28 protein-coding genes and 1 tRNA gene are annotated in these 24,500 nt (G+C 62.3%); 13 read left to right on the forward strand and 16 right to left on the reverse strand.

Annotated elements, in window-relative coordinates; all coding sequences use genetic code 11:
• Positions 1-43: 43 nt before the first annotated feature.
• On the reverse strand, positions 44-1,720 hold the full coding sequence (locus V8P86_RS14675; protein WP_336328038.1) for an ATP-binding protein: 1,677 nt from the start codon (positions 1,718-1,720) through the stop codon (positions 44-46).
• Between the two features lie 101 nt (positions 1,721-1,821).
• Here V8P86_RS14675 and V8P86_RS14680 point away from each other — a divergent pair, with 101 nt between their 5' ends.
• From V8P86_RS14680 to V8P86_RS14690, 3 genes are all read left to right on the forward strand, one after another.
• Positions 1,822-2,619, forward strand: a complete 798-nt coding sequence (locus tag V8P86_RS14680) for a hypothetical protein (RefSeq protein WP_336328039.1) — start codon at positions 1,822-1,824, stop codon at positions 2,617-2,619.
• A gap of 44 nt (positions 2,620-2,663) precedes the next feature.
• A complete protein-coding gene (purD, locus tag V8P86_RS14685; RefSeq protein WP_336328040.1) occupies positions 2,664-3,983 on the forward strand; it encodes a phosphoribosylamine--glycine ligase in 1,320 nt (439 codons plus the stop codon).
• 155 nt (positions 3,984-4,138) lie between these two features.
• Entirely contained in the window at positions 4,139-4,282 is a 144-nt protein-coding gene (locus V8P86_RS14690; RefSeq protein WP_336328041.1) for a DUF7331 family protein, read from the forward strand.
• Positions 4,283-4,345: 63 nt separating this feature from the next.
• On the opposite strand, the gene V8P86_RS14695 is transcribed toward V8P86_RS14690, so the two are convergent.
• The 4 genes from V8P86_RS14695 to V8P86_RS14710 form a co-directional block, all read right to left on the reverse strand.
• On the reverse strand, positions 4,346-4,540 hold the full coding sequence (locus tag V8P86_RS14695) for a 30S ribosomal protein S17e (RefSeq protein WP_159762732.1): 195 nt from the start codon (positions 4,538-4,540) through the stop codon (positions 4,346-4,348).
• Positions 4,541-4,590: 50 nt separating this feature from the next.
• Positions 4,591-5,181 (reverse strand): AsnC family transcriptional regulator, encoded by a 591-nt coding sequence (locus V8P86_RS14700; RefSeq protein WP_336328042.1) that lies wholly within the window; start codon positions 5,179-5,181, stop codon positions 4,591-4,593.
• Between the two features lie 2 nt (positions 5,182-5,183).
• Positions 5,184-5,876, reverse strand: coding sequence for a metal-dependent transcriptional regulator (locus tag V8P86_RS14705; protein ID WP_336328043.1), 693 nt, complete (start codon positions 5,874-5,876; stop codon positions 5,184-5,186).
• A gap of 63 nt (positions 5,877-5,939) precedes the next feature.
• A complete protein-coding gene (locus V8P86_RS14710; RefSeq protein WP_336328044.1) occupies positions 5,940-6,863 on the reverse strand; it encodes a DMT family transporter in 924 nt (307 codons plus the stop codon).
• Positions 6,864-7,110: 247 nt separating this feature from the next.
• On the opposite strand from V8P86_RS14710, the gene V8P86_RS14715 reads away from it, so the two are divergent.
• Entirely contained in the window at positions 7,111-7,296 is a 186-nt protein-coding gene (locus tag V8P86_RS14715) for a hypothetical protein (protein WP_336328045.1), read from the forward strand.
• Between the two features lie 18 nt (positions 7,297-7,314).
• Here the strand turns inward: V8P86_RS14715 and V8P86_RS14720 are convergent, their stop codons facing one another.
• Together V8P86_RS14720 and V8P86_RS14725 are read right to left on the reverse strand one after the other, a co-directional pair.
• Positions 7,315-8,103, reverse strand: coding sequence for an RlmE family RNA methyltransferase (locus tag V8P86_RS14720; RefSeq protein WP_336328046.1), 789 nt, complete (start codon positions 8,101-8,103; stop codon positions 7,315-7,317).
• A gap of 53 nt (positions 8,104-8,156) precedes the next feature.
• The gene (locus V8P86_RS14725) at positions 8,157-9,221 is read right to left on the reverse strand and encodes a CNNM domain-containing protein (protein WP_336328047.1); all 1,065 of its coding nucleotides are present in this window, start codon (positions 9,219-9,221) and stop codon (positions 8,157-8,159) included.
• A 191-nt stretch (positions 9,222-9,412) separates the two neighbouring features.
• On the opposite strand from V8P86_RS14725, the gene V8P86_RS14730 reads away from it, so the two are divergent.
• Positions 9,413-10,588, forward strand: coding sequence for an MFS transporter (locus V8P86_RS14730; RefSeq protein ID WP_336328048.1), 1,176 nt, complete (start codon positions 9,413-9,415; stop codon positions 10,586-10,588).
• A gap of 20 nt (positions 10,589-10,608) precedes the next feature.
• On the opposite strand, the gene V8P86_RS14735 is transcribed toward V8P86_RS14730, so the two are convergent.
• Entirely contained in the window at positions 10,609-11,547 is a 939-nt protein-coding gene (locus V8P86_RS14735; protein WP_336328049.1) for a winged helix-turn-helix domain-containing protein, read from the reverse strand.
• A gap of 137 nt (positions 11,548-11,684) precedes the next feature.
• On the opposite strand from V8P86_RS14735, the gene V8P86_RS14740 reads away from it, so the two are divergent.
• Positions 11,685-11,951 carry a hypothetical protein gene (locus V8P86_RS14740; RefSeq protein ID WP_336328050.1) on the forward strand — a complete coding sequence of 89 codons (267 nt, stop codon included), beginning with the start codon at positions 11,685-11,687 and terminating at the stop codon, positions 11,949-11,951.
• 53 nt (positions 11,952-12,004) lie between these two features.
• The gene (locus V8P86_RS14745) at positions 12,005-12,529 is read left to right on the forward strand and encodes a hypothetical protein (protein WP_336328051.1); all 525 of its coding nucleotides are present in this window, start codon (positions 12,005-12,007) and stop codon (positions 12,527-12,529) included.
• Here V8P86_RS14745 and V8P86_RS14750 read toward each other — a convergent pair whose 3' ends face one another.
• Both V8P86_RS14750 and V8P86_RS14755 read right to left on the reverse strand, forming a co-directional pair.
• Complete coding sequence (locus tag V8P86_RS14750; RefSeq protein ID WP_336328052.1) at positions 12,530-12,796, reverse strand: DUF3006 domain-containing protein; 267 nt, start codon at positions 12,794-12,796, stop codon at positions 12,530-12,532. It abuts the gene before it with no gap.
• Complete coding sequence (locus V8P86_RS14755; protein WP_336328053.1) at positions 12,793-13,734, reverse strand: ComEC/Rec2 family competence protein; 942 nt, start codon at positions 13,732-13,734, stop codon at positions 12,793-12,795. The genes V8P86_RS14750 and V8P86_RS14755 overlap by 4 nt, the downstream gene beginning before the upstream one ends.
• 214 nt (positions 13,735-13,948) lie before the next feature.
• Here V8P86_RS14755 and V8P86_RS14760 point away from each other — a divergent pair, with 214 nt between their 5' ends.
• The 3 genes from V8P86_RS14760 (at position 13,949) to V8P86_RS14770 (ending at position 17,224) form a co-directional block, all read left to right on the forward strand.
• Positions 13,949-15,436 (forward strand): ATP-binding protein, encoded by a 1,488-nt coding sequence (locus V8P86_RS14760; RefSeq protein ID WP_336328054.1) that lies wholly within the window; start codon positions 13,949-13,951, stop codon positions 15,434-15,436.
• A complete protein-coding gene (gene msrA, locus V8P86_RS14765) occupies positions 15,433-16,047 on the forward strand; it encodes a peptide-methionine (S)-S-oxide reductase MsrA (RefSeq protein ID WP_336328055.1) in 615 nt (204 codons plus the stop codon). The genes V8P86_RS14760 and msrA overlap by 4 nt, the downstream gene beginning before the upstream one ends.
• A 64-nt stretch (positions 16,048-16,111) precedes the next feature.
• Positions 16,112-17,224, forward strand: a complete 1,113-nt coding sequence (locus tag V8P86_RS14770; protein ID WP_336328056.1) for an OBG GTPase family GTP-binding protein — start codon at positions 16,112-16,114, stop codon at positions 17,222-17,224.
• Here the strand turns inward: V8P86_RS14770 and V8P86_RS14775 are convergent.
• Complete coding sequence (locus V8P86_RS14775; protein ID WP_336328057.1) at positions 17,221-17,943, reverse strand: hypothetical protein; 723 nt, start codon at positions 17,941-17,943, stop codon at positions 17,221-17,223. The genes V8P86_RS14770 and V8P86_RS14775 overlap by 4 nt on opposite strands.
• 79 nt (positions 17,944-18,022) lie before the next feature.
• On the opposite strand from V8P86_RS14775, the gene V8P86_RS14780 reads away from it, so the two are divergent.
• Positions 18,023-19,243: a PQQ-dependent sugar dehydrogenase gene (locus tag V8P86_RS14780; RefSeq protein WP_336328058.1), complete on the forward strand. Its 1,221-nt coding sequence runs from the start codon at positions 18,023-18,025 to the stop codon at positions 19,241-19,243.
• 37 nt (positions 19,244-19,280) lie between these two features.
• Entirely contained in the window at positions 19,281-20,063 is a 783-nt protein-coding gene (locus tag V8P86_RS14785) for a VOC family protein (RefSeq protein ID WP_336328059.1), read from the forward strand.
• A 21-nt stretch (positions 20,064-20,084) separates the two neighbouring features.
• Here V8P86_RS14785 and V8P86_RS14790 read toward each other — a convergent pair whose 3' ends face one another.
• From V8P86_RS14790 to V8P86_RS14805, 4 genes are all read right to left on the reverse strand, one after another.
• Positions 20,085-21,095, reverse strand: coding sequence for a histone deacetylase family protein (locus tag V8P86_RS14790; RefSeq protein WP_336328060.1), 1,011 nt, complete (start codon positions 21,093-21,095; stop codon positions 20,085-20,087).
• Positions 21,092-21,532, reverse strand: a complete 441-nt coding sequence (locus V8P86_RS14795) for a histone family protein (protein ID WP_336328061.1) — start codon at positions 21,530-21,532, stop codon at positions 21,092-21,094. Before V8P86_RS14795 ends, V8P86_RS14790 begins: the two co-directional genes overlap by 4 nt.
• A 62-nt stretch (positions 21,533-21,594) precedes the next feature.
• Positions 21,595-23,040 (reverse strand): single-stranded DNA binding protein, encoded by a 1,446-nt coding sequence (locus V8P86_RS14800; RefSeq protein WP_336328062.1) that lies wholly within the window; start codon positions 23,038-23,040, stop codon positions 21,595-21,597.
• Positions 23,041-23,177: 137 nt separating this feature from the next.
• Entirely contained in the window at positions 23,178-23,798 is a 621-nt protein-coding gene (locus tag V8P86_RS14805; protein ID WP_336328063.1) for a DUF7504 family protein, read from the reverse strand.
• A gap of 186 nt (positions 23,799-23,984) precedes the next feature.
• On the opposite strand from V8P86_RS14805, the gene V8P86_RS14810 reads away from it, so the two are divergent.
• A tRNA-Arg gene (locus V8P86_RS14810) sits at positions 23,985-24,057 on the forward strand.
• 216 nt (positions 24,058-24,273) lie between these two features.
• Here V8P86_RS14810 and V8P86_RS14815 read toward each other — a convergent pair.
• The gene (locus V8P86_RS14815; RefSeq protein WP_336328064.1) at positions 24,274-24,414 is read right to left on the reverse strand and encodes a hypothetical protein; all 141 of its coding nucleotides are present in this window, start codon (positions 24,412-24,414) and stop codon (positions 24,274-24,276) included.
• Between the last annotated feature and the right edge of the window lie 86 nt (positions 24,415-24,500).

Below are 24,500 nucleotides of genomic sequence, written 5' to 3' on the forward strand. Positions count from 1 at the left end.
AGTTCTCGACACCAGTGTATAAAAGTACTGCCGACAGCGGCACTCAGCAGTCCAGTTTCCGTTTCGCCGTCTCGGCGGCCACGGTCACGAGACTGCTTTCCCCTTCGTGGTCGGCGATCGCTCCGAGCACTCGCTGTGCCGTCTCGTGATCGAATCGGGTCTGATCGATTTCCAGTTCCGTCAGCGCGCCGTCGACGAGTTCGGTCGCTTTCTTGTTGCCGAGCGGTTCCGCCAGTTGGTCGATCAGATCGCCGCTGGTCAGCGCGAAATTCACGCCCCTGATCTCGAACCGTGCGCCTCCGTCGCTCCCCTCGGTGACGGCAATCTCCCAGCCGTGGGCACGAACGACATCCCGGACGATTGCGAGCCCGAAGCCCGTTCCACTTTGCTCGGTCGTGAACCCCTCCTCGAAGACCTGCTCTCTGTCCTCTTCGGGGATCCCTGGGCCCGTGTCCTCGACGAAAAAGCCGTCTTCCAGCAGGCCGAGGGAGACTGTCAGCGATTCAGTGCCGTCATCGAGTCCGTGCTCCACGGAATTGCGAAACAGGTTCTCGAAGACGGTCTGGAGTCGTTCAGGATCGGAATCGATCTCGACAGGATCGCAGAGTTCCAGTGAGGCGTCTTCGGTCTCGACGTTCGCCCACGCCTGCCTCGCCGTCTCGGTGAGTTGGGTTCGCTCCGTCTCGGTGATCGCTTTCCCCTCTCTGGCGAGAGTCAACGCCTCGTCGATGATGTCGCTCATTCGCCCGTGTGCCCGCTGGATCTGCTCGATGTCCTCCGAATCGACGGTTGGGTCGTCGGCCTCCTCGACCGTTCGTGCGAGCAGTTCGAGCCGTCCACTGGCGACGTTGAGCGGGTTTCGCAGGTCGTGAGAGACGATGCCGGCGAACTTGTCGAGCCGTTCGTTCTGGTATTCGAGCTTTGCCGTCTGTGTCTCTAGTTTTGCCGTGCGCTGTTCGAGTTCGCTCTCTCGCTCTCGAAGTTCTTCCTCCCGGCGTTTCGTGGCCGTCACGTCCCGGACGAGGACGACGTACCCGCCGTGCTCCCGGTTCGTAACGCTGATCTCGTAACAGCTCTGTCCCGATTCAGTGTCGATCCACAGGTGATCGCTGACGTGGTGCTGTTCGCTCGCGGTATCGGTGATCTCTGCGAACAGTGCCCGGATCCGTCCGGATTGGTCGGTCGTCGCCGCAGTCGGCTGACCTGCCTCCTCGAACAGGTTCTCGACGGGAGTCCCTTCCACAGGCTGTCCGATATCCGTGAACAGCGTCTGTAACTCGTCGTTTATCCGGCGGATCCGCAACTCGCTGTCGACGACGAGTAACCCGACCGGCATCGTCTCGATGATCTCGCCCGCGTGGTCGCGTTCGGCCGCGAGTCGCTGGCGACGGCGAAACTCGCTAGCGTAGGCCCGAACACGGTGTGCCAACAACCAGGGATCACGGGCGATATCGACCGGTCCGTCGTCGTGATCGAGCGGTGGCTGCTGTGTCTCGGTCACCTCGAAGATGATCGGGGGCTGTCTGTCCAGATCACGGATCTCCGTGCGAACAGTCTCGAAGTCCTCGGTAGCGACGACACAGTGCGGCTGACCGGCTTCGAGTTGTTCGGTCCACTCACTCCCCCCGGAGAGCGCTGTGACAGTCAGGGAGTCGTCGTCGACGAGCGACAGCGGTGGCTTCTCACTCCCCACGTAGACCACGCGCAACGGCTCCCCCATATCTCCGTATATGCCCCGGTAGATACATACATCCTCCTGAAAATGCCACTCAAGTCACAGAAATCGCGGGCTACAAATGGGCTCGGTTCAACCGGATCCGTATGGGAGCAGAGCTTGCAGTTATCGAGTGCGATCCGGCGGCGCTGTCACGGGCGATCAGCACCGCTGCGCTCGCGACTGACGAGGAGGATCCGTACACCGAGATGTTCGTCCGAATCGACGGGACTGGAATCGATACGCCGGCCAGTACCGTCGATGCGCCGCTCGCCTCGTTCTGTACGCTCCATCCGTCACTGTTCGAGTCGTTTACTGTCTTCGAGTCGACCGCTGCACTCTTTCCGATCGAACCGATGCTCGACTGGCTCGCGTACTTCGACGACGAACAGTCTCTGACGCTCACCGTCATCGGCGAAGCGGGCGCGGAGTACGCGAGTGCCTTCCGGTTCGAGAGCGACCGCCGGGAGCTACGTTTCGAGTGTCTCGATGCGCCGGAGTTGATCGAAGACGTGGAGATCACCCTCCCCGACCGGTTCGTCGACACGCAGTTTCTCGCCGAATCGGGCGAGCCGGTTCCGACGATCGTCGAGACGACCGCCGCGGAACTCGACAGGCTGGTCGAAGCGGCCGCACGCTGTGCCGGTGTCGAGAGCTATCCGTTATCCTATCGTGAGGGACGGCTCACGTTCGAACTCTCCGGGGAGCGAACGGCGGTTTCAGGGACGCTCGACGGGACAGTCGACGGGCCAGCGTTCGAGCACCGCTACGGTACCGAGTTCGCCCGCGTCGTTCGGGCTGTCGAGGGGCAGGTCACGCTCCAGACCGGTCCGAACCACCCGCTTGCGGTCCGCTGTACGGACCCCGGTGTAACCTATCGATACGTCCTCACAGCGGGCCAGTAAGGGAGAACGGAAGCTTTACACTCGGTTCGGTCGGGCCTATTGGTATGGACGAGACAGTGCTGCTGGTCGGGGGCGGTGGCCGCGAACATGCGGTTGCGCGTGCGCTCGCTGACTCCGAGGCCACCCTCTACGCCTGTGCGGGGAACCGGAACCCAGGAATCGCTCGACTCGCCGCGGGATTCGAGACGCTCGAGACGACGAACCCGACGGCGGTGCGAAGCTACGCCGAAGAGGTCGACGCAACCCTCGCCGTCATCGGTCCGGAAGCACCGCTGCAGGCCGGTGTGGCCGACGCGCTCGACGAGGCGGGCGTCTACGCCTTCGGCCCGCAGGAGGCCGAAGCCCGCATCGAGACGGACAAGGCCTTCCAACGCCGGTTCATGCAGGAACACGACATCCCGGGCTGTCCCCATTTCGAGACCTTCGAGGATATGGACGAAGCGTGTGAGTACATCGACGAGTACGACGGCGACCTGGTGGTCAAACCCGCCGGCCTCACCGGCGGCAAAGGCGTCCGCGTCATCGGCGATCAGGTGACCGAAGCAGAAGCCAAGGAGTACATCCGCGAGTCGGAGTACGAACGCATCGTCCTCGAAGAGCGACTCGTCGGCGAGGAGTTCACCGTCCAGGCCTTCGTCGCCAACGGCCAACTCCGCGTGACGCCCGCCGTGCAGGACCACAAACGTGCCTACGAAGGCGGCGAAGGACCGAACACCGGCGGGATGGGTGCCTACAGCGACGCCTCGCTCGCCCTGCCGTTTATGTCCGACGAGGAGTACAGCGATGCAGTCGACGTACTGGAAGCGACGGTCGATGCCCTCGACGGATACAAAGGTGTGCTCTACGGGCAGTTCATGCTGACGACGGAAGGAATCAAAGTCGTCGAGTTCAACGCCCGGTTCGGTGATCCGGAAGCGATGAATACGCTGCCGGTGCTCAACACCGATTTCCTCGATGTGCTCGTCGCCGCCCGCGAGGAGGAGTCACTCCCGCAGCTCTCCTTTGCCCCGCGAGCGACGGTCTGCAAATACGCCGTTCCCGACGGCTACCCGACCGACCCCGAGGCCGGCGCGAAAGTAACCATCGACGAAGACGATGTGGCGCAGATTGCCGACGAACACGGCGACGGCGAGGCACTGCTGTACTACGCGAGCGTCGACGAACGCGACGACGGCATCTACACGACCACGTCGCGGTCGTTCGCCGTGGTCGGCGTCGCGGAGACGATTACGGACGCCGAGGAGGTCGCCGACGCAGCGATCAGCGAGGCCGGCGAAGATGGCCTGCGCGTCCGCCATGATATCGGAAAACCTGATCTCGTCCAGCAGCGAATCGACCACATGGCCGAACTCCGCGGCGAGTAGCGCTCCTGCCGTTCGCTTCGAGACGATTGTTTTTCTGCCAGACGAGCGCCGAGACCAGTCTGTGTGCCGAGTCGTTTGTCCGCCCGTATTGGCGAAACAATTATACGACTGTGTATTGTTTTCCCACCTGAGGGCAGAGAAAACCCCAGATTGGTATGAGAGAGCAACCACAGGACAACAGCGACTCAGAACGACAGTACGAGGCAGTCGAGGCCGGGGACGGTGAGTTCGTCATCTACGAGAAGTCGAAAAAGACGGCGTGGATCCAGTCCAGTCACACGGTCGACGTACGACAGTAGGTCAACCGGCCAGCGCAGTCGCTGGTCAGGGTGAAGACCGCATTCAGTCGCCTCGAGAGAAAATCAGTTCGCTTCCTGCGGCGCCGCCATCTTCCGGGTTACGTAGCCCGCGATCCGATTTCGGACCCCCTTGGACTCGATGTTCGTCAGTTCCATCACGACCTCTTTGTTGTGCTCGAAGTCCGGTCCGAACGCGTCCGGATACTGCTCCATCAGCGTCCGACCCGTCTTCTTGACGTATGCAGGTTTGATCGCCATCGTTGTCGTTGCTAACGCGGTCATCCTTTAATATCATTCGACTTCGGTCGTCACACACCCTCCTGCAGTTCCTCGTAGCGCTCCCGGAAACTCGCCGCGCAGGACGAACAACAAAAGTGATACCGTTCGCCGTCGATCTGTTCGCGTTCCCCTTCGGGTGTGACGGTGTTCCCACACTCGACACACTCGGGGGCGAGTGTCGACTCCTGTACCGTAGGCTGCCACGACGTGCCGCCGAGTAACTGGACCTGATAGTCGCTGATCTGTTCGCGGTCGAGGTGTTGATCGATCAGATTCTCCACACCGCTTTCGTCGGTGACGAGCGTGCAGACGACGGTGTCGTCGACGGTTCTGAAGACGTGTTCGGTCCGTTCGTCTCCATCGAGGGCGTCGGCAATCGACCCACCGCTGCCCGCCGTTCCCTCGATGGTCACGAGTAGCGAGTGGCCGCCCCGGAGCAACTTCCGGTCGATGTCGACAGTGAACTTCTCGATCAGACCGATTTCCCGGAGTCGCTCGACCCTGTCCGAGACGGCCGGGGCCGAGAGGTCGACCGCCTCGGCGATTTCGCTGTACGGCCGGCGGCCGTCTTCGAGCAGTAGCGTCAGAATCTCTTCGTCGGTGTCGTCGATATCACGCATGGTTATTCACTCGCTGAGGCTCGTTCGACGTGTTCGCCCGGCGGGCGAACGCGGATCGCTTCGGCAATCGAATCCGGCAGCGAGACCGTTTCATCCTCGCCGAGTCGAAGGGTGAGCATGCCGATCGGTGCGACTTCTTCGACGGTCACGACCGTTCCCGGTGTGATTCCTTCCTCCTGGAGATAGGCGAGTTCCTCCGGGTCGCGGTCCCGGACGCGAGTGACGACGAGTCGCTCTCCTTCGTCGTGGTTGCTCAGCCGTCGGTCGTCGTCTTCGGTGACCGGTTCGAGCGCGTCGTTCGGGATCGGATCGCCGTGGGGATCGACTTCGGGGTCGTCGAGCACCTCTGCGACCCGCTGCTCGAACTCCTCGCTGATGTGGTGTTCGAGTGTATCCGCCTCCTCGTGGACCGTCGCCCAGTCGTAGCCGAGTTGTTCCGCGAGATAGGTTTCGAGCAGGCGGTGGTGGCGAATCACTTCGAGCGCGACCGTCTCTCCCTCTCTGGTGAGTTCGACGCCCTTGTACTTCTCCCGCTCGACCAGCCCCCGCTTCTCGAGTTTTTCCATCATGCTGGTCGCCGTCGGCGGCGTCACGTCGAGCACCTCGGCGATGCTCGATGTCGACACGGGCTCCCCTTCCCGTTGTTTGATCTCGTAGATGGCCTTCAGATAATCCTCCATCTTCGCGCTCAACATACTCCGGATTAGCAGAGACCCGGGTATAAGCATGCCGACTGTCCATCTCGCTGACGTTCGCGATCAGTCACCGGAGACGCTCGCCGACCGCATCCCGCCCAACTCTTCCCGGATCGCCTCGCGTTTGATCAACACGAACCCACAGCAGATGAGGCCGAATCCGACGCCCGTGAACACCGTCGGCGTCTCGCTGAGGAAGACGACGCCGGTGACCGCCGCCGCGAAGGGTGCCGCGTAGGAGACGAGGTTGATCTCGATAGGCCCCAGTCGATCCAGCAGATCGAAGTAGATCAGAAAGCCGGCGGCGCTGGCGACGAGACTTAGATAGGCCAGTGCGATCAGTCCCTCGCCGGTCCACTCGACGCTTCGAATCGGCTCGCCCAGCCCGACGCTGAGCCCGTGCATCAACAGCGCACCGAGACACATCGACCACGCTTCCATCGTCTCGATCGGTAGATTCTCCTCGACTCGGCGGGTCAGCACGCTCCCCAGCGCGAACGAGACGGTGGCGAGAAAGACCAGTCCGAGCGAAATCGTCCGGGTCGTCGCCAGATTGTCCGGGTCGGGATTGCTCAACACGGCCACGCCGACGAACCCGATGGCGAGTCCGACCAGCCCCAGCGTCGTGAGTCGCTCCTCTGGCAACAACAGGCGAGCGAAGCCGGTCGTCAACACCGGCGAGAGGCTGACGACGACCGCTGCGGCGGCGCTGGTCGTCCCCTGCTCGCCGACGAACAGGAAGGCGTGATACGCCGCGATCAGGAAGACGCCACCGATGGCGACGACGATCCACTCCTCGCGCCCGCGCGGGCGCCAACGGTCGGTCGCGTAGGCCGCGTAGCCGAACATGATGACTCCCGCCAGATCGTACCGCAACGCGGCGAACAGCACCGGCGGGAAATACTCCAGTCCCGCCCTGATGGCGGTGAATGCACTCCCCCAGACCGCCGCGAGCACGACAAACAGGATTGCATTTCTGTACTTCACACGTTGCCCGAACATTCTCCCCGCCGCAAATCAATGAGGCGATTTCCGCTCCGGACGGCGGGTTTATGAGCGGATCTTCGTGTCGGCTCGGAGAACAGAATTCCGCTCGCCTATCGATTCCCCTGATTTCGAGCCGGAGGTGTACTCTCGGGCGCGGTCTCCGAACTGACCCACTGTCTCCGTTCGGACCTGTCGTGTTTATTGAGTAATTGATATATAGTTGAATGAGAAACTTTCGCGTGTAGGGGTGTCACTGAGTGACATGATGATCAACAAGCGGTGTACCGTCTGCCACGGCGAGATCGGGGAAAGTGAGATCGAACACTGCGGAAACTGCGGACTTACGGTTCACACGGAGTGTGCGGAGTTCGTCCGGACCTTCGACTGCCGGGAGTGTGCCGACGAACTGGCCGTCGGTGCGGCCGAACTCTGAACCGAGTGAGCGCTGCACTCACTCGACGATTTCGGCGAAGCCAAAGCGCGGTTTCACGTCGTCGACCGCCACGCGGTACGTCTCACCTTCTTTGGCGCCGGGGATGAACAGCGTAAAGCCATCGACGCGGGCGATGCCGTCGCCTTCTTCGCCGGTATCGGTGATCTCGACCTCCAGTCTGTCGCCCGGCCGGACCGGCGCGGTCAGGAAGTTCTTGGCGACGAGATAGAGCTCTGAAGAGGAATCACGGGAGGCGTCGGGACGCATCTGGCGGACGTACTCGAACTCCTCGGCGATGTCGTCTTCGAGGTCGGTCAGATCCCGGCCGTCGAAGACCTTGACCGCGAGGTCACCGCCCGATGCGAGCACCTCTTTGGCCACGTCGAACGCCTGTCGGGCGAGGTGGACCGATCGGGCATGATCCAGATCGTACTCGCCGCTCATGTTCGGGGCCATATCAGAGACGACCACGTCGACCGGTCGCTCCTCCTCGCCCGATCCGACGACGCTGCGGATCTCGTCGCGAGTCCAGTCTTCGGTGATGTCACCGCGGATGGACTCGACGGTCGCCTCGGGGTCGTCGAGATCTTTGATGTTCTGCCGGTCCACGCCGATGACGGTGCCGGTCGGGCCGACCTCTTCGGCGGCGACCTGCATCCACCCGCCGGGTGCGGCCCCGAGGTCGACGACAGTGTCGCCGTCGCCCAGCAGCCCCGCCTCCTTGTCGAGTTGCTGGAGTTTGTAGGCCGAGCGGGCGCGATAGCCCTGCTGTTTGGCCTTGTTGTAGTACATGTCCTTGTTGCTCATAGCTACGAACAGACGGCCGAGACTGGTAAGCGTAGCGAACTGTCTCTCGACGGTCACGCAGCAGCCCGCTGATCGAGCGGGTCTTCGAGTTCGCCCATCACCGCCTCCAGGGCGTCCGTCGCGGTCACCAACCCGACGACCTCGCCGTCTTCGACGACCAGCGCCAGCTCTTGATCCTCCACCTGGAACTGGTCGAAGGCGTCGCTGACACTCTTTTCGGCCGACAGCGTCATCGGCGGCGCCGCGATGTCGGTGAAATCGATCTCCTCGTGTCGGAGGTCCTCGAAGTGGTCGATGATCGACGGCGCGTAGACGATACCGTGGAACTCCGTGAGATCAGTGCCGACGAGCGGAAACCGTGTGTGCGGCGTGTGCCGGATTCGGTTGAGATTTTCCTCGGGCGAGACGGCTGTGGACAGCGAGACGATTTCCTCGGCGGGATTCATGACCTCGCGGACGGGAAGCGTTCCGACATCGAGCGCGTTGAGGATCTCTTCTTGTCGCTCGTCGGGGATCTCTCCCTCTTCGAGCAGGGAACCGATCCGGGTGCGCAGTTGGGCCCGCGACTCGATAACGTCGGTTTCGGTCTCCAGCCACGCGCCGGTCATCTCGATACCGAACAGTCTGAGCGTGGCCTTCGCAACCCAGTCACCCAGCGTGATGATCGGCGAAATGAGTCGGTGAAACCAGTACAGCGGCGTCGCCCCGTACCGACAGACCTGCCGGGAGCGCTCGACGCCGAGATAGGTCGGAGTCTGCTCGCCGTGCGTGAGATGCAGGAGATTGATGATCAGAAAAGCGATGACGGCTCCCGCTCCGACAGAAGCCAGCGGCGTCGTGGCGAACACTGGCTCGAACAGCGAGGCCAGCGCTGGCTCTGCCACGATACCGACCGCGATACTCGACGCCGTAATCCCAACCTGACAGGTCGTCAGATACACCTCCAGGTTCTGGGTCATCGCCCACGCTCGTTCGAGTGCCTGCGAATCTCCGAGAAACTCCTGTTCGCTGTACTGCCGGGCCCGGGTCAGTGCGAACTCGATCGCAACGAAAAATCCGTTCGTCAGAATGAGCAACGCACCAGCAACTAACCGAAGACTCACTTCGAGTGAGTTCATCACCAGTGTTTGCCGGTGATCTTACATAAATCTCCCCAAAGTTCTAACCAACCTGCGGGGGATTTACGACATCGATAAAACTCCCCTCCTGTACGGTCTGCCTCGGACGTTCGTCTGTGGCTCTTCCCGCCGATTCTATATAGATGTATATAGCCAAAAATATCATGATATAGTAGTGCCTACTCTATCACATGAGAGAGCGCAGGCGGGTCCTCGCAGTTGCGTCTCTGGCGCTCTTTCTGTCCGTCCTCGTCTGGTTCAACTACTCGGCGGTCCTCCCGTCGATCGTCGAGGAGTGGGGGTTGTCCGGAACCGAAGCGGGGATCATCTTCGGAGCCTTTCAGGCCGGCTATCTCGTCGGCATCCTGCCGGCCGGGTGGCTATCCGACCGGTACTCTCCGCGGTGGGTGATCGCCGTCGGCGCGACTGGGACGGGGATTCCGAGTCTCGTCTTCGCCGGCGTCGCTGACGGGTTCGCCCTCGGCACGTCCCTTCGCTTTCTCTCGGGTGTCTTCGTCGCGGGCGTCTACGTCCCGGGGATGCGCCTGCTCAGCGACTGGTTTCACGAGGGGATCCGCGGTCGGGCGATGGGTATCTACGTCGGCACCTTCGAGGTCGGGAGTGGACTCTCCTTCGTCTTCGCAACGACGGCGGCGGAACTGATCGACTGGCGGGCGGCCGTTGCTCTCACCAGCGCCGGAGCGGTGTTCGTCGCCCCGGTCGTCCTCGGATTGACCCGAGATCATCCCGACAGAGTCCGAGACGGCGGGCGAGCAGTCGACCGCTCGTTCGTCCGGGACGGGGAGTTTCTCTGTGCGGTCAGCATCTACTCCTGGCACAACTGGGAACTGTTCGGCGCACGCAACTGGCTGCTGCCGTTTTTGATTGCGACGCCCGCCTTCGCGGCGACTGGCTCGGCCGTTCTCGCTGGTCTCGTCGTCGGTGCGATGATCGTGATGAGCGGTCTCGGCAACGTTGTCGGTGGCTGGCTCAGCGACCGCATCGGACGACTCCAGACGATCAGTCTCGGCCTCGCGTCGAGCGCTCTCTTGAGTGCCTTCTTCTGGGCTACCGTTGGGTTCGGCCTCGCTGCGCTTGTTCTCGTGACTCTCCTCTATGGATTCGTGATTGCGATGGACAGCGCGCCGACATCGACACTCGTCACCGAAGTCGTTCCCGACAACCGGGTCGGGACTGCCCTCTCCGTCCAGTCGTTCGTTGGCTTCTCGACGACAGTCGTCTCTCCGGTGGTGTTCGGAATCGCCCTCGACCGCGCTGGCTACGTCGCCGCCTTTCCGACGCTCGCTGCTGGCGCGGCGGTTGGGTTACTGTCGGTTGGCGCGCTCGTCTGGGTCCGGCGACGGTAAGGGGTCGGCCAGACTGGCGCTCACTCGATGATATTCAGGCTCTCGTCGACAGTGAGCGACAGCGAGTCACCGTCGATGCGGAAGGTGTACTTGACGCGCAGGGGGTCCGTCGAGAGCACCGTTTCGTCGTAGTTCTGGTGGGCGCGATTGACTGCGGTCATCGAATCTACCCCGACCGGATTGAGCCCGTGACCGACGAGAAACTCGACGAACGCGTCGGCCGTGAGCAGTGCCAGTCCGCCGCCACCGCCGGCCTTGTAGATGCAGTTCGTACAGGTGAAACTGACTCCAGTCGCATAGCGGCTCTGACAGTTTTCACAGAGAGTCTCACCGGTGGTGTGGTCTTCACAGACCGAGACTGTCTGTTCGATTGTGCCGGAACAGCGGGGACAGAGGCCCTCGGAGAGTGCGTACACTTCCAGGGTGCCGGCGATGCGGGCGGCGTGCAGAACTTCGCTCGGGCTGCGGTTGCGGACCCCCGCGGGCGGCAAGGGTAGTCGGCCGAGATACCCCTTCGGCGCGTCACTCCCCGTCCCGCCGTCGTATGCACGGCCGTACTGCCCGGCACACTCCGTACAGAACATCCGGACGCTCCCTTCCGTCCACCCAACTTCGATGGGCGCGCCACAGTACTCACAGGGCTCGTCGATCTCCGTCCGTTCGAGCGCCGGCGTGTCGGTCACTGCCCCCGACAGCACGGCTTCGACGACCCGCCGACCCATCCGGCTGAGTGTGTATCCGTCCTCGGTCTTTCTGACGAACTGTCCGACCAACTTCGTGAGATGATAGTTGAACTGCCCCGAATCGTCGACGTCAGTCCTGTCGTACAGTTCGGAGAACTGAAGCGGCTCCGCTGCGGTCCCGAGATGTTGCAGAATCTCGACACGCGTCTCGTTGCCGAGCTGAGCGAATGCCTCGTCGGGCGTCAGTATCTCTGCTTGTTCGGCCTCACCTGCCATAGGACCCCCTACACGCTTCGAACACCTAAATCTCCGAACTTCTCGGAATTCATACAGAAACTCCTTTCAGAAAATACGTTTACAGAAATATCATTCAGATTATCCTTTAATGTGCGTAGCCCCTTGTCTCTAACACGATGAGACAAATATCCCCAGAACTCGCAGAAGCCTCACGTATCGACCGGAACTCGTACACGCTCGATGGACTGCTCGTATTCACGGCACTGCTGCCAGTCCTGCTCGTGTTACTGACAGCTCCACAACTCGTCGTCGCGTACGTGCTCGGGGCGTTTTCCGTGCTCGCTCTCCGGAAAGCCTTCCTGCTCGTCCGCACAGCACTCGACGACCACGAACAGTCCGAAAGGCGGCCTGCGAGCCGAAGCCGCCGTGCGCAGTCCCGCTAACGGTCAGTCGATTCTCACGAGTGTTTATTTTCTCTTTGTTCGTACGCAATTTCATGCGGTATGGCACTCGATCACGCCGTCGAGTCCTCTCCGGTGTCGCCGTGAGTCTCGGGCTACTTGCCGGCTGTACTACAGACGACGACATCCCGGACGAGGGGGGTACGCCCGATACTGACGGCGCTGAGACTGACCCCTCTGAGCGGCCAGAACTGGATCTCCGCGAGGCGAACGTCGTCGACCTCTCCTTCGAGGCCGATGGTCGGACGTACACGTTCGATGTCTCGCTTGATCACAACGACGACGGTGAAGACGGCTACGCGAACTGGTGGCAGGTCGAACGCCTCGACGGAACGAGACTCGGCCGCCGGGACCTCCTTCACGCCCACTCCCAGCAGCCATTCACCAGGTCCGAAAGCATCGATATCCCTGATAGCGTTTCCTGTGTCGTCGTTCGCGGCCACGACCAGACCCACGGCTACGGCGGACAGGCGGCCGTCCTCGCGCTCGACACCGGCGAGACAAATTTTGTCGACCAGGGCACGTCGAAACAATCTTTCGCATCTGCAGACTGTCCCTGATCACTCCTCGTCGAGTCGCTCCGAGAGGCGGTCAAATCGGTCCTGCGCCCGCTCGTGGCGCTCACGTTCTGTCTCCGGCCGGTATTCGATTCTTTCGAGTGTCTCGCCGGACAGTTCGACCTCGAAGACGGCCCCCTCGTGATATCCGGCGTCGGGAATCGCCGCTGGGTCGAGTTCCAACTGTTCGCGTGTCTCTCCGGCTTCCAGTAGCAGTACAGCCGTGTCCTCCTCGATTCGGTCGATGACGCCCGTGTAGCTGTCAGTCATGAGTCGTTCGGTTTCATCCCGAGCAGTTCGGTCGGATCCGTCGGACCGTCGGTCTCGGTGCGCACGCTCACCTCGTTTCCGTTGGTCGTGACGACGATATCACCGTGGGCACCGGTCCAGTAGGTCGTGATGTCCAGTTCGCCGAATCGCCTGAGCGTCGAATTGTGTGGGTGACTGTGTGGACTATCACGGGCGCTCGACACGACGGCGATATCGGGGTCAGCGGTCTCGAGGAACTCTCGATTCGAAGACGTCGAGGACCCGTGATGTCCGGCCTGGTAGATGTCGGCGTCGATCTGCCCGCCGAACTCCTCGACGAGGCGGGACTCGGCGACTGCCTCGCTGTCGCCGGTGATCAGGTAGCCGGTCTTTCCGAACTCGATCAGGAGGGCGAGGCTCTCGTCGTTCAACTCGGCTGCGGTGGCGTTTTTCGGCGGATGCAACACGCTCGCGTCGACGGCGTCGCCGAACGGGATTGCCGCGCCCTGCTGGACCTGATATAGCGTGACGTTGTGTCGTTCGACTGCGTCGAGATACTCGTCGTACGTCTGGGTCGTATGGGTCGCTCCGGGGTCGTAGATGGCACCGATGCCGCCACGCTCGCGTTCGTAGGTCTCGATAACAGCCTCGTGTCCGCCGATATGGTCGGCGTGTGGGTGTGTCGTGACGAGGTGATCGATCCGGTCGACTCCCTGCTCGTCGAGATACGCGAGTACCTCGCTGCCGTTATCTTTGAACCCGCCGCTGTCGATCAGCATCGTCTCTTCGTCCGGCCCGACCAGCAGCGTCGCGTCTCCCTGACCGACATCGATGTGATGGATTTCGAGTTCACCCGCTGGCGCGGCAGTTGACGGATCTTCCCCCATCGATAGTGGACCCCCAAAACCCGTGATGACGAGTGTGCCGGCGAGAGCGACGACGAGCAGTGCCCGGCGCATAGCACTGCATTGTCCCGGACTCGGATTACCGTTGTGGCGGCTTTGCGCCCTATTGACGGATATCTGCCACTCGACTGATCAAAAGAGCCAATGCCGGGGGAATCCAACTCCTCGTAATGAATCATGCGGCCCGCCCCTGTTCACGATGTGCCGTCGGTACCCCGTTTTGCCGGTCACCGAATCAGTACATCTCCCGCTACCGAGGTGGACCAGCGTGAGCCAGATCGTCCGCAACGCCGACGAAGCGCGTCATCAACTCTACGAGATCATGAAACGCGACGGCTCCTTCGAGCAGAAAGCGAAGGAGGCCCTCGAACTCGGAAAAGCCTATCTCGACGTCGATAGCGGCTTTCTCACCCGTATCGAATCCGATACCGACCACTGGGAGACCATCGTCAGTACCGACGGCACCGACGGACTCGTTCCGCCCGGAATGAAATCGAACCTCAGCGGGACGTACTGCCGGCATACGCTGGAACGGGACTCACCGCTTGCCCTCCACGATATCCCGGGACAACAGACCGCCGTCGAGGCGGAGAAATTCGACTGCTATCACGGCACGACGCTGACGGTCAACGACGAAATATACGGGACGGTCTGTTTCGTGGCCGTCGATGCCCGTAGCGACCCCTTCTCTGAGGCAGAGACGATGTTTGCCGAACTCGTGGGTCGCCTGCTCGAACACGAAATCGAACACGAACGCCAGCGCGACCAACTCGCCAGACAGACGAGTCTGGTCAACGTCCTCGACAGAGTTCTTCGACACAACATCCGCAACGAACTGACGATCATCCGGGCGAACGCCCGCCTGCACGGCGAGAAACACGAGGACTGCTCGGAGTGCGAACAGATCGTCGAATCGACCGACCAACTGATCGGGATGAGCGAAACCGCGCGACAACTCGGCAAGAGTATCAACGCCGAGTTCGACCGCCGACCGATCGATCTGGTGGCGCTCGTCAACGACCTTGCCCAGCAGGCCACAGAGTCGTACTCGGAGCTTTCGATCACGGTCGATGCCCCCGACCGCCTCGTCGTCGTCGCATACCCGAGCGTCGAGACGGCACTCTGGGAACTGATCGAGAACGTCGCTAAACACGCCGGCGAGTCCCCAACTGCCACCCTTCGACTCCGTGACGACGACGAACACGTCGCAATCGAGATTGGCGACGACGGGCCCGGACTCCCCGAGGCCGAACGCGATGTCCTCCAGACCGGGACAGAGACCCAACTTGCCCACGGCAGCGGACTGGGGCTGTGGTCGGTGTACTGGGTCGCGGTCAACCACCGCGGTGACCTCGACATCGACACCACTGACGGGACTCGCATCACGCTCTCGCTGCCGCGACAGGACGCCGATCTCTCGGACGGGGGCGCGATATCTGCCGGCGAGTTACAGGTCGCACGTGCTGGTGACCGGTACGAGACTGCTTTCGACGCCGCGCCGATCGGAGTCGTCATGCTCGCCGAAAATGGCCAGATTCTCGAAGCGAACGACCACGCTGAAACGCTGCTCGATTGCCCGGTTCCGGAGTCGGCCGGCAAGCAGATCACGAGCGTGCTCGAAACGGCGACCGGCCCGCTCGGAGACGGCTCACTCGCCGATGGCACCGGACAGATCGAACACCAGGGCCACGCCCTCGATTACCGCCTGACAGCAGACGTGGGTTCGGGCCAGCATCTGCTCGTGATCCAGGAATGACTATCACGCCAACTGTCCTCCAAGAATACGACGGCTCGATGCCCGACTCCGCGGTGACGGAGACGGCAACGTTCGGACTGGGTTGTTTCTGGGGTCCTGATGCGGTTTTCGGGGCTCGCGACGGCGTCGTCCGAACGCGGGTGGGCTACGCCGGCGGGAGCAAGGCCGATCCGACCTATCGAGCGCTCGGCGACCACACCGAAGTCGTGCAGGTCGAGTTCGATCCCAGCGAGATCAGCTACCGCGAACTGGTCGAGGTTGCCTTTCACGAGCACGATCCGCGCAGGCGCGCCCGAAAGCGACAGTATCAGGGCCTGATTCTCACCGAAAGCGAATCCCAGCACGAGACGGTCCTCGACTATCTCGACGAGAGCGACTTCCCTCGCGAACAGATCGAAACGCGGATCGAGGGGCTGGGCACGTTCTACGCGGCCGAGGACTACCATCAGAAGTTCAACCTCCGTAGTCACGCCGCAATGCTCGGCGAGTTCGAGGACGCGGGCTACGACGACACTGACATTCGTGAATCGCCAGCGGCGGCGAAACTCAACGCCCATGTGACGGGCAAAGAGGTCTCCTTGCCGTTTCTCGACGCTCGGAGTCGGTCGTGACGTTTGGGGTACTCATCGATACGGACAAAAGCGCTTTTGCGTATCGACAGCGGACACAGGGATAATGGGGCTCGAAGAGGAGATCGAGGAGATCGAGCAGGAGATCCGCGATACGCCGTACAACAAGTCGACCGAGGCGCACATCGGCCGACTGAAGTCCAAACTCGCGGAGAAAAAAGAAAAGCTCGAGCGCCAACAGTCCTCCTCCGGCGGCAGCGGTGGCTACGCCGTCGAGAAACACGGCGACGCGACCGTCGCGCTGGTTGGCTTCCCCAGCGTTGGCAAATCGACACTCCTCAACGCCCTCACGAACGCTGACAGCGAAACCGGATCCTACGAGTTCACGACGCTCGATGTCAATCCTGGCATGTTGCAGTACCGCGGCGCGAACATCCAGATGCTCGACGTGCCGGGGATGATCGAAGGTGCTGCGAGTGGTCGCGGTGACGGGCAAGAAGTCCTCTCTGTCGTGCGGACTGCCGATCTCATTGTCTTTGTTCTCTCGGCGTTCGAAATTCAGCAGTACGACCGCCTCAGCGAAGAACTGTACAAAAACGGCATCCGTGTCGATCAAAAGCCGCCACGGGTCACCGTCCGCAAGAAGGCCAAAGACGGCATCTCGGTCAACGCCAGCGTCGATCTCAACCTCGACGAGCGAACGATCTCGGACATCCTGCGAGAGCACGGCTACACCAACGCCGACGTGACCATCGGCGAGCAGGTCGATCTCGACCGCTTTATCGACGGCATCCGGGACAACCGCGTCTATCTCCCCTCGCTCGTCACGGTCAACAAGGTCGATCTGATCGAACCCTCCTACGCCGAGACGGTCAACGAGAACCTCCGCGAGCGGGATATCGACCCCGACGACGCCGTCTTCATCAGCGCCGAGAAGGAGAAAGGCCTCGACGCCCTCCGCGAGCGCCTCTGGAAGGAACTCGGCCTCATCCGGATCTACATGGACAAACCCGGACGCGGGGTCGACTACGACGAACCGCTCATTCTCTTCGAGGGCGCGACCGTCGAGGACGCCTGCGAGAAGTTGGGCGGAGAGTTCGACGAGCGGTTTCGCTTCGCCCGCGTCAGCGGGTCGAGCGCCAAACACGACGAACAGCAGGTCGGACTGGATCACGAACTCGCCGACGAGGACGTGCTCCGCATTCTAACGACGAATTAATTCTCCGGTCGATAGACGGACTCACAGTCCAGACAGACGATTTCCTCGCCGTCGTCGAGCACTTCGTAGCGGTCGGTCTTGATGCCGAGCATCGTCCGTCCGGACCACACCGCATCACAGCCCTCCTGCGGACAGCGGGCGGGAATCTCGTGGCCCGCCTCGGTCTCCTCGACGACGGTTTCGAGCCCATCCAAGTCCTCCTGCATCGTTTCGTCTTCACTCAACTCCGTCTTGAGATGTTCGAGATGCTCGCTCAGCCGTGCATCGGGCGTCTGGTCTTCGATTCTGCCGGCGCTCCCATCGCTCTCCTCGAACAATTCGGCAGAGACTGCCGGATGATTCTGATACGCTTCCGGAATCTCCGGCTGTTCGTCCTCCGCTGTGTCGCCCTCCTCCCAGACGCTGTCTTTCTTCCGCTCGGCTTCCCAGAAGCCCTCACTGCTCTGCTCGCTGGTCTGTGCCGGCTCTGTTCTCGTCTCGGGCGTGTCGCGCGATCCGGTCGGCAGGCCGTCACCGCGGATCACGGCGAGGACTGCGAGCACCAGCAACAGCCCCGTAACCGCCAACAGTGGGAGATACAGAAGCACCTGTGGCCACTGGAGAATCTTTTCGACGCCCACGTTCGTGATCGCTGGATTCCGCAGCAGCGGTCGGAGCGCCGTCATCGCGACGAAGAAGCCGACGACGAACAGGCCGCCGAGGCGTCGGACTGATACCATCGCTCAGTTGTAGCGACTCGACTGGAATAAATACCGCAGTCCCACAACGGTCTTGGCCGATCAGTCCATATCGGCGGGCGTGACACGAACGCCAACGTTCGACCGACGGTCGGTTCTGCGGGCGGGCATCGCTGCAGGCGCGCTCGCACTCGCCGGGTGCAGCGGCGGGAGCGACGACGACCCCGCCTCGGTCGACGAAGTCGAACCCGACGGCCCGTTCCAGATTTCGGAAGTCGTCTCCGGACTCGATGCACCGTGGGGCATCGCCTTCCTCCCCGAGACGAGCCAACTACTCGTCACCGAACTCCCGGGTGGCCTGCAACTCGTCGACCGCGAGGACGAGACGATGACGGAACTCACTGGCACGCCCGAGGTCGTGGCGGCCGGACAGGGCGGCCTTCTCGACGTGGCTGTCCATCCCGATTTCCCGGCGGAGCCGTGGATCTACCTGACCTACGCTGGCGCGAACGACGAAGGCGAGACCGCCACGCACCTCGGTCGCGGCCGCCTCGACCTCGACGGCCCCGAGTTCAGCGAGTTCGAGGCTATCCACGTCGCCGAACCCTTCCTCGATCGAACCGCCCACTACGGCTCCCGGGTCGAGTTCGGAACCGACGGCATGATCTACATGACCGCCGGCGACCGCCAGTTCAAGAACTTCGATCAGTCGCACGTCGCACAGGATCTGACAAACGAACTCGGGACGACGCTACGACTCGCCCCCGACGGCACCGTCCCCGCGGACAATCCATTCGTAGACGATTCGGAAGCGGTCGACTCGATCTTTACCTACGGCCACCGCAACCCGCAGGGGATCGACGTGCACCCCGAGACGGGCGAGATCTGGGTGAGCGAACACGGCGAGAAGGGCGGCGACGAGATCAATCGCCTGCGTGCGGGGGGAAACTACGGCTGGCCCATCGCCGACCAAGGCTGTGAGTACGGGACCGAGGAGCCGGTCGCGCCCGATCCGCAGGAGGGTGACGGCACTATTCCGGCGGCACACGTCTGGGCCTGCGGTGTCGCCCGCTTTCCGCCAGCCGGTATGACATTCTACGAAGGCGATACCTTCCCCGACTGGCAGGGCGACCTCTTTGTTGGGAATCTCGCCGGCCAGTATCTCGGTCACCTCACCGTCTCCGATCCCGCCGCAGACGACCCGACACTCGAAGAAGTGGATCCCCTGCTCGACGGCAACGACTGGCGGGTTCGTGACGTTGCCGTCGCACCTGATACCGGCCATCTCTACGTCGCGATCGATAGCGAAGACGCGCCGCTCGTTCGCCTGCATTCCGAGTGAATACTTCTTTTTTGCTGGCGCTCGAAGGTCACTGCGTATGAACGGGATACTCGATCACACGATGATGCGCGTCGGAGATCTGGAGGAATCGCTCGAGTGGTACCAGACGAACCTCGAATACGAAGAGAAAGACCGCTACGAGGGCGACGGCTTCACTATCGTCTACCTCGGTCCTGAGGAGATGCACGAGGACGGTGCGTTGCTCGAACTCACACACAACGAGGGCGACGACGACCTCGAACTCGGCGACGCCTGGGGGCACATCGCCGTCCGCGTCGAGGACGTGAACGACGCGTACTACGAACTGATGGACAAGGGCGTCGAAGATTACCGCCCGCCCGAGGAGAATCCCGGCTACGCCTTCGTCAAAGATCCTGACGGCCACGAGATCGAAATCGTCGAGCGCGACCACGGCGCGCGCTGGAGCCTCGATCACACGATGATCCGCGTCGAAGACGCCGACGAGGCGCTGGGCTACTGGACGCGCAAGTTCGAGTACGACGAGGTCGGCCGCTGGGAGGCCGATAGCTTCGCCAACTACTTCGTCGAACCCGAAGATGCGCCACAGGAGGCGATGAGTCTCGAACTAACCTACAACTACGACGGGCGCTCGTACACGATGGGCGATGCGTGGGGGCACGTCTGCATCCGCATCGACGATCTTCACGACGACTGGGAGCGACTGATGACCCGGGAGACCGCCGACTATCGGGATCCAGAATCCTGCGACGACCTCTACGCGTTCACCAAAGATCAGGACGGCCACGAGATCGAACTGATCGAACGCGACCCCTCCGCGGACTCGCTGTTCCCGTTCTGACCGCCGACAGCCGACTGTTGTTCAGAGGCCGTCGAAGCCCTGCGATTTCACCGAGTCGATTACGTCCTGTGCGGCGTCGTTGACCGACTCGTCGGGTTCGACTGGCTGGTAGCCGTCGAAGATTTCGTGCACTTTCCGAACGCTCTCGGAGAGTGTGTCGAGTCCGTACCCGCCTTCGAGGACGAATCCGAGTTCGGCATCGGCATTGTCCGCAATATCGCGGACAGAAGTTGTCAGACAGCCGAATCCTTCCGTCGAGACGCGCATCCGTGAGATCGGATCGTGCTCGTGGGGATCGAATCCAGCGCTGACGAGGAACAGATCCGGGTCGAACGCCTCGATAGCCGGGCCGATGGCCTCCTCCAGTGCCGCGAGATACGCTGCGGTCGTCGTCCCCGGCGCGAACGGGAGGTTCATCGTCGTCCCCTCCCCGGAGCCAGTTCCGGTTTCCTCGATCTGACCGGAGCCCGGATAGAGGCCGTCTTCGTGGATGGAGGCGTAGAAGACGTCTCCCTGGTCGTAGAAGATGTCTTGCGTGCCGTTGCCGTGGTGGACGTCCCAGTCGAAGATGGCGACTCGTTCCGCTTTCCCGCTGTCGATCACTGACTGCGCCGCGACGGCGACGTTGTTGAAAAAGCAAAAGCCCATCGCGTCGTCTTCGACTGCGTGATGGCCGGGCGGCCGACCGATCGCAAAGGGCGTCTGGCGGCCGTCTGCGCCCGACAGTGCGGCTTCTGCTGCCCACTCGGCGAGGCCCGCGCTGGTGAGTGCGGCCTCCCACGTCCCCTCGCTGACGACGGTGTCGGCGTCCCAGTTGCCGCCGCCGGACTCACAGAACGTCTCCAGGGAGTCGATGTAGTCGTCGTCGTGGACCGCATGGATCCGTTCGCGCTCGCTCGGATCGGCCTCGACATATTCGACACCGTGACCGTCAGCGAGTCCGCGTCGGATCGCCCGCAGTCGGTCTGGACTCTCGGGATGGCGCGTGCCGGTCTCGTGATCGAGGCAGGTTTCGCTGTAGGCGAATTTCATTCAAAGTACTGCTTGAGTTCGAAGTATCCTTCAACATCCTCGGACTTGATAGTTCGCCTCCCAGCATGCCTGGCGAGAAACGCCGCGGCGGCCGCGATGTCCTCCGCGTACGTTTCGAGTTGCGCCGCCAACACGATACGAGCGTCCATCGACACACGATACCGGTCGTCGATATCCAGCCGCGCGACCCGATCGACCGGCGCAATTGGCAAATCGAGTTCCCCCTTGTCCGGCACCGATTGCGCCCCGAAATCGCCGACCATCAACGTCTTCCGCCCGTCCTCGTCGGCCAGTTCGGCCGCTCGCGTCGCCCGTCTGGCCCCTTCCTGCTGAATCCGCCGTGCGAGAGTCTCCCCTGCCTCTGCACTTACTCGAAGCCCGTCTGCACGACGGCGAATGACGTCGTCGACCGGTGCAACCGGTAACTCGACACTCATACGCCACAACGAGGCTGTCCGACTCTTAAACGTTCCGAACAGCGTGCTCGCTCGCTCACGCGCTACAGGATCTCCTCGGCGTCGAGGGTCTCACCGTCGAGGGTTCCTCGGGCCGTGACCTCCTCCCCGAGTTGGAGATGGTCGCTCGTCTCGACTTTCATCGTCTCCGTTCCGTCGTCGAGCACGACTGGATTGCCCGTCTGGACGACCGTGCCCGTGAATTCCGTCGTTTCGCCGCTCGCTGTCCCCGCGTCGTCGCCTCCGCTGGCGTCGGTCGTCGGCTGGTCGCCGTCGGCAAACGCATCCAGCCCGGTGCTGTCGCCACCGTCGGAGACTGCCCCCGACGTATCTCCGCCGGCGTCGGAAGTCGTGTCGACCGATCCGTCATCGCCATCGATGGTCGCGCCTTCGAGGATCACGACTGTCGAGCCCCAGCCAGCAGACGCTTCGAGGTCGTCCTGCCAGCCGTCCTGAATCTCGACATCGGCGAGGAAGAGTTCGTCTCCCGGTCCGATGTCGAAGTCGGCCTTCTCGCCCCACAGTGCGACCCGAATGTCGCCGGTATCGTCCTGTACTCTGACGTTGCGGACCTGCCCCTCCGAGCCGTCGTCGCGGTCGAACGTTCGTTTCGGGTCCGTCGAGCGGACGACGCCAGCGATATCGATCGTCTGGTCGATCTCGGCAGCTTCGATTGGCGTCGCGTCCGGCTGGAAAGAGACCTCTTCGTCGATTTCGTCGATGGCTCCGCGGTCACCGACGTGCAGTTCGAGTGAGCCCTCTCGTTCGCGGACGTAGCCGTCGACAATTTCGACTGCAACGCCGGAGTCTAACTCCGTCGCGCGGTCGGCGCGGTCGTCCCACAGCGTCACCCGGATGCGGCCAGTTTCGTCGCCGAGGGTGATGTTCGAGACCTTTCCCTCGGAACCGTCGTCGCGGCTGAACGTCCGGACGCTCTCGGTGCCCAGAACGAGTCCCCGAACACTCACATCAGACTGGCCCAATGTCAGCGAATCGATCGTCGACTCGTCGCCGACTGTCACGTCGATTTCGACCTCGTCGTCCGGTTCGGCCTCGTCGACGCTCACTTCGAGTCCGTTGTAGCCGTCTTTCGCTCGGCCCTTGACCCGGAGCACGTCGCCAGGTTCGAGTTCACCGTCGTCGATCGCCGCGGCTTCCTTGTCCCAGAAGGCGAGGCGCACAGTCCCGGTTTCGTCGGCGGCCTCGACATTGATGACCCGGCCGTCTTCGTCCTCGTCGTCGCGCTCGAAGGTGCGCAGGTCGCCGACGGAGAGCACCTTGGCGATGAACTTCACCTCGTCCATCGCGGGTTCGATGTCTGAGATCGTCTCGACTTCGTTGTCGGCGATCTCGTGCGCGATGATCATCGCGGCGGTCTCCTCGTCGGCCAACCCCTCCATCTGCTCGACTTTCTGCTCGACGGCCTCCCGGAACCGCTCCTCGGAGACGTCGGCCTCCAGATCCGCATAGATCTCTTCGATCGCTCCCATTACTGTCAGAACAACACGGCTGGTTGCCGCTTAAGCGTTGTCGTTGATCGATTTCGCCGCCCGATTCGACCGCTCGGCCTGCGCTGTCGGTCCATCGTGGGCCGAAGTGGTCGCACTTCCGTATAAAAACCTGCGGGCTACTGTTGGATCGTGATCGAGCCGTCGTCTTCGACCTCGATCACCGCGTCGAACAGGCCCTTGAGCGTCGCAAGCGTCTGTGGGTCGTGGGCTTCGGGATCGAGATGGAAGTGGCCGATCCCGCCGACGGTCTTGACGCGGCCGGTGACGACGTGGAGGAACCGAAACGCTCGCTGGAGGTCGGCGTACTGCAGCAGCGAGGTGATCCCGTCGAAGCAGACCGCGATGTATTCGTCGTCGTCGGCGGCGGTCGCCATCCCCGAGAGCAGTTCGCTCAGTTCGATTCCGATGCCGGTGAGATCGGATGGATTCTCGACGGTTTTGACGGCCCACGACGGATCGTCGATTTCGGTCTCGGCCTGCCCGATCGAGACGATGCCGCCGCGGACCGGCGAGACGCCTGCGTGGTCGAGCCAGTTTTCGACCCACTCCTGTGGGGTATCTGTGTACGAAATCGCGAGCATGTTCGTCTCGCTAGGTGCGGTCTGGGTGAGAAGGTCGAGACAGACGTCGTTTCCCTGTCCGCCGAGGGATGGAGCTAGCAGTAAGACATTCGACACTCCGGACAGTTCTGAGAGGTCCGGCCTGTCTTCCTCGGCTGTCCCTGCCCGCTCAGACATACCATACCCTCTGTGTCGGCGGACCAAAAGAATGCTGATTGTTATACCGAACGGCTTGACCGGTAAAAAATGTCGTATGAGTCTGTTTGCCGGCCGATCTCTCTACTGAGCGTAAGCGAACCGAGGGCGCGGTGCAGAACCCCGAATCGTAACCCCTATGAGTACCTCCCCGCTACGGGTAGATGAGTCCTGATAGGGTAGTGGACTATCCTCTTGGCTTGCGGAGCCAGGGACCGGAGTTCAAATCTCCGTCAGGACGCTTTTCCAAACACAACGACGACGAGCGTAGCGAGTCGTCCGTGTTTGGTAAGCGTCCAACACAGAGATTTGAGCAGGGAGTGGGAGGTGAGCGAGCGTTGCGAGGCGCTCCGCGCCTCGTTCGACGAGCGGCGAAGCCGCGAGTCCGCGAGCGAACGGGAACGACCGAGTTCAAATCTCCGTCAGGACGCTCACTTCCTTTGGTGCCTCGCTTCGCTCAGCACCGGCAGTCGTTCGCGTCCTGACGGGCCCCACGCTCGCTCTGCTCGCGTGGGACCCCGTCAGGAACCGCAACGCGGAGATTCGAGCAGACGAGTTGCAGCCCGGAACGGCGCATCGCGCCGCATGCCCGGACCATCTCGGCCAGTTCAAATCTCCGTCAGGACGCTCACTTCCTTTGGTGCCTCGCTTCGCTCAGCACCGGCAGTCGTTCGCGTCCTGACT

The organism is Halovenus anhuiensis, assembly GCF_037080055.1.
Taxonomy (GTDB): Archaea; Halobacteriota; Halobacteria; order Halobacteriales; family Haloarculaceae; genus Halovenus.

Excerpts from the sequence above, each read along its gene's own strand:
- V8P86_RS14700 (WP_336328042.1), bottom strand. The coding sequence starts at position 5,181 with ATGCGTGATATCGACGACACCGACGAAGAGATTCTGACGCTACTGCTC.
- V8P86_RS14730 (WP_336328048.1), top strand. The coding sequence starts at position 9,413 with ATGAGAGAGCGCAGGCGGGTCCTCGCAGTTGCGTCTCTGGCGCTCTTT.
- V8P86_RS14785 (WP_336328059.1), top strand. The coding sequence starts at position 19,281 with ATGAACGGGATACTCGATCACACGATGATGCGCGTCGGAGATCTGGAG.
- V8P86_RS14705 (WP_336328043.1), bottom strand. The coding sequence starts at position 5,876 with ATGTTGAGCGCGAAGATGGAGGATTATCTGAAGGCCATCTACGAGATC.
- V8P86_RS14675 (WP_336328038.1), bottom strand. The coding sequence starts at position 1,720 with ATGGGGGAGCCGTTGCGCGTGGTCTACGTGGGGAGTGAGAAGCCACCG.
- V8P86_RS14725 (WP_336328047.1), bottom strand. The coding sequence starts at position 9,221 with ATGAACTCACTCGAAGTGAGTCTTCGGTTAGTTGCTGGTGCGTTGCTC.
- V8P86_RS14770 (WP_336328056.1), top strand. The coding sequence starts at position 16,112 with ATGGGGCTCGAAGAGGAGATCGAGGAGATCGAGCAGGAGATCCGCGAT.
- V8P86_RS14690 (WP_336328041.1), top strand. The coding sequence starts at position 4,139 with ATGAGAGAGCAACCACAGGACAACAGCGACTCAGAACGACAGTACGAG.
- V8P86_RS14790 (WP_336328060.1), bottom strand. The coding sequence starts at position 21,095 with ATGAAATTCGCCTACAGCGAAACCTGCCTCGATCACGAGACCGGCACG.
- V8P86_RS14750 (WP_336328052.1), bottom strand. The coding sequence starts at position 12,796 with ATGACTGACAGCTACACGGGCGTCATCGACCGAATCGAGGAGGACACG.
- purD (WP_336328040.1), top strand. The coding sequence starts at position 2,664 with ATGGACGAGACAGTGCTGCTGGTCGGGGGCGGTGGCCGCGAACATGCG.
- V8P86_RS14805 (WP_336328063.1), bottom strand. The coding sequence starts at position 23,798 with ATGTCTGAGCGGGCAGGGACAGCCGAGGAAGACAGGCCGGACCTCTCA.
- V8P86_RS14740 (WP_336328050.1), top strand. The coding sequence starts at position 11,685 with ATGAGACAAATATCCCCAGAACTCGCAGAAGCCTCACGTATCGACCGG.
- V8P86_RS14815 (WP_336328064.1), bottom strand. The coding sequence starts at position 24,414 with ATGGTCCGGGCATGCGGCGCGATGCGCCGTTCCGGGCTGCAACTCGTC.
- msrA (WP_336328055.1), top strand. The coding sequence starts at position 15,433 with ATGACTATCACGCCAACTGTCCTCCAAGAATACGACGGCTCGATGCCC.
- V8P86_RS14680 (WP_336328039.1), top strand. The coding sequence starts at position 1,822 with ATGGGAGCAGAGCTTGCAGTTATCGAGTGCGATCCGGCGGCGCTGTCA.
- V8P86_RS14795 (WP_336328061.1), bottom strand. The coding sequence starts at position 21,532 with ATGAGTGTCGAGTTACCGGTTGCACCGGTCGACGACGTCATTCGCCGT.
- V8P86_RS14745 (WP_336328051.1), top strand. The coding sequence starts at position 12,005 with ATGCGGTATGGCACTCGATCACGCCGTCGAGTCCTCTCCGGTGTCGCC.
- V8P86_RS14800 (WP_336328062.1), bottom strand. The coding sequence starts at position 23,040 with ATGGGAGCGATCGAAGAGATCTATGCGGATCTGGAGGCCGACGTCTCC.
- V8P86_RS14775 (WP_336328057.1), bottom strand. The coding sequence starts at position 17,943 with ATGGTATCAGTCCGACGCCTCGGCGGCCTGTTCGTCGTCGGCTTCTTC.
- V8P86_RS14755 (WP_336328053.1), bottom strand. The coding sequence starts at position 13,734 with ATGCGCCGGGCACTGCTCGTCGTCGCTCTCGCCGGCACACTCGTCATC.
- V8P86_RS14720 (WP_336328046.1), bottom strand. The coding sequence starts at position 8,103 with ATGAGCAACAAGGACATGTACTACAACAAGGCCAAACAGCAGGGCTAT.
- V8P86_RS14735 (WP_336328049.1), bottom strand. The coding sequence starts at position 11,547 with ATGGCAGGTGAGGCCGAACAAGCAGAGATACTGACGCCCGACGAGGCA.
- V8P86_RS14695 (WP_159762732.1), bottom strand. The coding sequence starts at position 4,540 with ATGGCGATCAAACCTGCATACGTCAAGAAGACGGGTCGGACGCTGATG.